This is a genomic window from Corallococcus llansteffanensis (assembly GCF_003612055.1).
Taxonomy (GTDB): Bacteria; Myxococcota; Myxococcia; order Myxococcales; family Myxococcaceae; genus Corallococcus; species Corallococcus llansteffanensis.
Genome location: NZ_RAWB01000618.1, coordinates 1 through 5646 on the forward strand (window position 1 = coordinate 1; position 5646 = coordinate 5646).

General features: G+C 70.7%; 4 protein-coding genes. 2 read left to right on the forward strand and 2 right to left on the reverse strand.

Translation table 11 applies throughout. The annotated features are described in order from the left end of the window. Both D7V93_RS36560 and D7V93_RS36565 read right to left on the reverse strand, forming a co-directional pair. On the reverse strand, window positions 1–1349 hold a 1349-nt coding region (locus D7V93_RS36560; protein WP_208723274.1), incomplete at its 3' end, for a putative metal-binding motif-containing protein. Between the two features lie 98 nt (window positions 1350–1447). Next, entirely contained in the window at window positions 1448–3853 is a 2406-nt protein-coding gene (locus D7V93_RS36565) for an endonuclease MutS2 (protein WP_120647760.1), read from the reverse strand. 75 nt (window positions 3854–3928) lie between these two features. On the opposite strand from D7V93_RS36565, the gene D7V93_RS36570 reads away from it, so the two are divergent. Continuing rightward, window positions 3929–4666: a tetratricopeptide repeat protein gene (locus D7V93_RS36570; protein WP_120647761.1), complete on the forward strand. Its 738-nt coding sequence runs from the start codon at window positions 3929–3931 to the stop codon at window positions 4664–4666. Window positions 4667–4739: 73 nt separating this feature from the next. Then, window positions 4740–5646: adenylate/guanylate cyclase domain-containing protein (locus tag D7V93_RS36575; protein ID WP_147451527.1), on the forward strand; the 907-nt coding region annotated here is incomplete at its 3' end.

Here is a 5646-nt window from a genome sequence, read left to right on the forward strand (position 1 = left end):
GCGCCTCCGTTGCTGCCCGTGGCGGTTCCGCACCGTAGGTGATTGCCGCCCGTCCCAGGCACCGTGGTGCTGCCGGCAAAGTGGCCATTGGCGAGGATGGATTCATTCAGCAGCGCATCCCCATACACGGCCAGGATAACGGGACGTGTGCCCACGAGCGACAGCGTCCCCCCCAGGCTCACCGACTTCACCGGGAGGAGGACTGCGTCCGGGGCCCCGCCTGCCTGGGGGATGGCCCGGGGCTTGAGCTGGCTTGGGTTTGTAACGACGCCACTGGGCGTCCACGTCAACGTCTCCGAATTGAACGTCACGGCTCCGGAGGTGATGAGGTCCACAACGTCCGCCGGGGCGACTGCGTCCGGATCGAAGTTGCTGGGCTGGAAGGGGAACGCGCTGCAGACGCCGTCACCCTTGCGGCACACGCCCGTGAGCATGCCAGAAGGCGCCAGACAAAAGTCACCCACCTGTGCCGGATCCGGGGCGTAGGCGCAGTTGTTGTTCGCCGTGCAGGTCCCGGCGACTGGCAAGAAGCAATCTCGCTTCGGGCAGGGGGTGGGCATGCCGCTGAGGCAGGTGCCGCTGCTATTGCAGCGGTCCCCCTCGGTGCACGTGTCGGCGTCGGCACAGGACGCCCCTTCCGGTGCCGGACTGAAGCTGCAGAGGCCCGTGCCCTGGTCGCAGACGCCCTGGGTGCAAGCGGACGCGTTGCACTGGCGCGCCGTGCCCAGGCACTTTGCCCCGACGCCGCTCCCCTCGCAGTGGTCCTCGGTCGTGCAGAGGTTTCCGTCGTCACACGCCTCGGCGCGACAGTTCGTCTCCTGGCAGCCCTTCAACGTGTTGCAGTTGAAGTCCTCCGTTCCGCTGCACGTTTCCGTGGCACCAGGGTGGATGCGCGGATCATCGTCCTTGCAGTCGAAGGGCCCCGTCGCCTCGAAGTTGCTGGGCGAGCCGTCTCCGTCCCCGTCCACCGCCTCCAACGTCACGTCGTGACGGGTGAACTCCTTGGGCGGAATCGGGATGGGCTGGCTCGCGATGCTCTCCACGACAGGACCGTCGCAGCGGCCGTCCGCGACGGCGGCGAACGACGACACCGTGACGCTCAGCTCCCGGTCCCACTCCGCCTTGCGGAGCACCGCGACCAGGACCTCCTGGGTCTCGATGTTCTGGAACTGGCTCGCCGGGACGTCCGTCGCGCCCCGGTTGCCCTGCGCGTCCTTCACCTCCACGCGCACGCAGCCGGGCTTGTAGGAGCCGTACTTCACGGACACGCGGAGCGCGCCCTCCTCCGGAGCCTTCTCGCGGCACGCACCCAGCAGCAACACGCATCCCAACAGGCAGAGCCGATACATGGCTCCGTACTGTACTCAACGTTGCCCTGGCCTTCGAATGCCGCCGCGAAAGAGCAGGGGAGCGGGGCCCATGGGCCCCGGCTCCCTGACCCTACACGTCAGCCTCGCAGTGCCACCACCGTGACGCCGTCTCCGCCCTCGTGGCTGTCGCCCGGGCGGAACATGCGGATGTACGGCGATGCGGCCAGGTGGTCGCGGATGGCCTGCTTCAAGGCCCCGGTGCCGTGGCCGTGGATGATGAGCGCGGCCTCCTCACCCTTGCGCATGCCCTGGTCCAGGAACGCCTCCAGCTCCGACAGCGCGTCGTCGGCGCGCATGCCGCGCACGTCGCAGCGGAAGTTCGTGGCCTCCACCTGCGCGGGCGCCGCGGAGGCCGCGCGCTTGAGGGCCGCCTCTCCCTTCTGGCGCTCCGGGAACTTCGCCTGCTGCGGCTTGCGGGTGCGCGAGCCGGACAGCTCCGACGTCGGCACCCGCATCTTCAGCGCGCCGCCCGCGGAGACGACCGCCTGGCCGTCCGTCAGCTCCAGGATCTCCACGTCCCGTCCCAGGCCGGAGTGGTGCACCCACGCGCCCACCTTGAGGTTCGCCGGGCCCGGGGCCTCCACCTGGAACAGCTCCGCCTTGGCCGCCGCCGCGCGCTTCTGCGCCTCGTCCGCGCGCTGCTGCAACTGCATGCGCGCCTCCGAGAGGGCCTTCTCGCTCTGCTCGGAGCGCAGCTTCGTCAGCAGGTCGCGCACCTCCTGGGCGGCATGGTCCGCCGCCGCGTGCACGTCCTCGTTGAACTGCATCATCCGGCCCTTGCGCTCGCGCTCGAAGGCGACCTTCTGCTTCTCCAGCTCCGCGCGCAGGCTCTCCGCCTCCTTCGCCGCGAGGCGGGCCTTCTCCAGCTCCTCGTAGAGCTTGCGCCGGTCGTCTTCCGCCGCCGCCAGCGCCTTGGTGAGCGGACCGCCCGCGTTGAGCGACAGCTCCCGCGCGCGCTCGCACACCCGCGAGGGCAGGCCCACCCGCGCCGCCATGTCGATGGCGGACGACTGGCCCGCGGCGCCCATCTGCAGCCGGTACGTGGGCGCCATCCGCTTGGAGTCGAAGCCCACGCGCGCGTTCAGGAAGCGCGGATCCATGTGCGCCAGCGCCTTGAGCTCCTCCAGGTGCGTGGTGACGAGCGAATACGCGCCCTTGCCCAGCAGCTCCTCCAGCACCGCGATGGCGATGGCCGCGCCCTCGCGCGGATCCGTGTCCGCCGCGATCTCGTCGATGAGCACCAGCGAGTTCTCACCCACCGCCGCCAGGATGTCGCGCAGCAGGGTGACGTGGGCGCTGAACGTGGACAGACCCTGCGTCAGGTCCTGCGCGTCGCCCACCGTGGAGTGCACGGAGCGGTACAGCGGCATCCGCGATCCTTCCGCCACCGGGACGGGCAGGCCCGCGCGCAGCATCAGCGCGCACAGCCCCACGCCCGTCAGCGTCACTGTCTTGCCGCCCGCGTTGGGGCCGGACACCACCAGCGCCCGGGCGCCCCCGGTGAGCGTCACGTCGTTGGAGATGACCTCCGTGCCCTTGAGCACGAGGCGCGGGTGGCGCAGGCCGCGCAGGTTCAGCTCCGTCACGCCCACGAACGTGGGCGTCGTGGCGTCCAGGTCCGCGGAGAGGATGGCGATGGCCTCCACCTCGTCCAGCTCCGCCACCGCCTCCAGGCCCTCCAGGATGCGCGTGGACTCGCGGCCCACGAGCTGGCTCAACTCCTGGAGCACCCGGCGCTCCTCCTCCGCCACCTCCGACTGCGCGATGGCCAGGTCGTTGCCCAGGCCCACCATCGCCTGGGGCTCCATGAAGAGCGTCTGCCCCGTCTGGCTGGCGTTGTGGACGATGCCGTCCACCTCCGAGCGGTAGTTGGACACCACCGGCACCACGTACCGCCCGTTGCGAAGCGTGTAGTAGTTCTCCCGCAGCTTCGGGATGAACGCCTCGTCGTGGAGCAGCTCGTCCAGCCGTATCTTGATGCGCCGGTGCAGGCCGCGCGCGCGGTCGCGGGCTTCCTTGAGCTCCGGACTCGCACGGTCCGAAATCTCACCGTCCGGCTCGAAGCACTGGTCGATGCGCCGGGCCATGGCCTCCAGGAAGGGCAGGCGCCGGGAGATCTCCACCAGGCGGGGGACGTTCTCCTTGCGCTCGTCCAGCGCCTCCCGCGTGCGTGCGAAGGCGAAGAGCAGCTGGGCCGCGTCGATGAGCTGGCGGGGCTCCAGGATGCCGCCCTTCTCCGCATGGCCCACGGCGGTGCGCAGATCCGTCACGCCGCCCAGGGGAAGGGAGAACTGCTGCTGTGACAGGAAGCGGGCCTCGTCCACGAGGGCCAGCGCTTCGGTCACTTCCTCCTCGGTGTCGTGGAACGGGCGGGCAAGCACCCGCTCCCTTCCTGGCTCCGTGCGACAGCGCTGCGTCAGTGCGCGGAGCACTTCCGAGAAACCAAGGTCTTCCAACGTTCTTTGGGAGATCTGCACGGTCATGGGTTTCATGCGAGGCCGGGTGTCCGTCAAGGGGAAGTGTTGAGGTGCCCCACCTGGCTCTGCTATCTGCCGGTCATGATGTGGGTTCTCGTGGCGGCGCTGCTGACGGGCGCCTCCGACGCACAGGCGCAACCGGTCCTGACAGCTCCGGCGGCCCCGGCGGCGCCGAGTCCCCTGGCGGACGCCCTGGCGCTGGAGGCGGCCGGGAACGACGCGGGAGCCCTGGCCGCCCTGGAGCGGCTGGCGGTCGCCCAGCCCCGGTGGGAGCTGCCCCGGCTGGAAGCGGCCCGGCTGCTGCTCAAGGCAGGGAGCGCCCCGGAGCTGGAGCGGGCCCAGGCGCACCTGGATGCGGCCCAGCGCGAGGCCCCGGAGAACCCCCGCGTCTACTTCCTGCGCGGCATGCTCCTGGAAGAGCGGGCCGCCACCTTCGATGCCATCCGCGCCTATGAGAAGGCCGTGGGCCTGCGCCCGTCCTATGACGATGCGCGCTTCCGGCTCGCGGGGCTCTGGGCCCGGGCGGGGGACTTCCTCAAGGCGGAGTGGCACTACCGCCCCCTGTCCAAGTCCAAGCCCGAGTGGGTGCAGGTGCGTCTCCAGCTCGCGTCGGTGCTGGAGCAGCAGGGGCGGGTGCCGGACGCGGAGAAGGAGATTCTCGCCGCGCGAGACGCCCAGCCGACCAACCCGGGGGTGCTCCGGACGCTCGCTGCCTTCTACGAGCGGACGGACAGGCCCCAGCTCGCCGCGAAGGTGAGGGCGCAGCTCACGGCCCCGGAGAAGCGCTCCATGCGCGCGCTCAAACCGTCGAAGCGCTGACAGCCGACAGCCGAGGGAAGGGCCCGGCCATGGCGATTGCTTCGCGCGACGCGGTGCATACACTGCGCCCGCCTTGAAGACCGCCAACCTCGCCATCGTCTTCACCGACATCAAGGGCTTCACCGAACGCACCAGTCGGCAGACGCTGGAAGAGAACCAGCGGCTGCTCCAGGTGCACGAGGCGTTGCTCGTGCCTTTGTTCAAGGCCTTCGGTGGACGCATCATCAAATCGATTGGCGATGCCTTCCTGGTCACCTTCGAGTCCCCCACGCAGGCGGTCCTGAGCGGCATCGCCATCCAGGACCGGCTGTGGCAGCACAACCGGGGGCTCCTGGAGGACGATCAGCTCCACGTGCGGGTCGCCGTCAACGTGGGCGAGGTGCGGCTGGAGGCCAACGACATCTTCGGCGAGCCGGTGAACATCGCCGCCCGGGTGGAGGGCATCACCGACGCGGACGAGGTCTTCTTCACGGAGGCCGTCTACCTCTCCATGAACAAGGCGGAGGTGCCGTCGCAGGAGGTGGGCTCCTTCGAGTTGAAGGGCATCCCCGGGAAGATCCGCGTCTTCCGCGTGCCGCGCGCGCCGTACCGGGTCGAGGCGCCGGCACCCGGCGCCGTGGTGACACCGCAGGACGAGTCGTCGCAGCCGCCGTTCGGCAACCTGGCCCTGGCGCGGGTGGCGGACTCCGGCATGGACCTGGGCGCCTTCGGGCAGCGGGCGGCGGTGGGCGCGGCGCAGTTCGGGCAGCGTGCCGCGGTGGGCGCGGCGCAGTTCGGGCAGGGCGCCGCGCAGCTGGGTCAGCGCGCGGCGGTGGGCGCGGCGGTGCTGGGCCGGCAGGCGCGCACGGCGAGCGGAGCGCTCTGGTCGCGCGTGTCCCAATCGCTGCCGGAGGGCATGGGCTCGCGCCTGGCGCTGTCACCGGCCCGGGGGCGGCGGCTCGCCGCGGTGGGCGTCCTGGCGCTGGTGCTGGGTGTGGGGG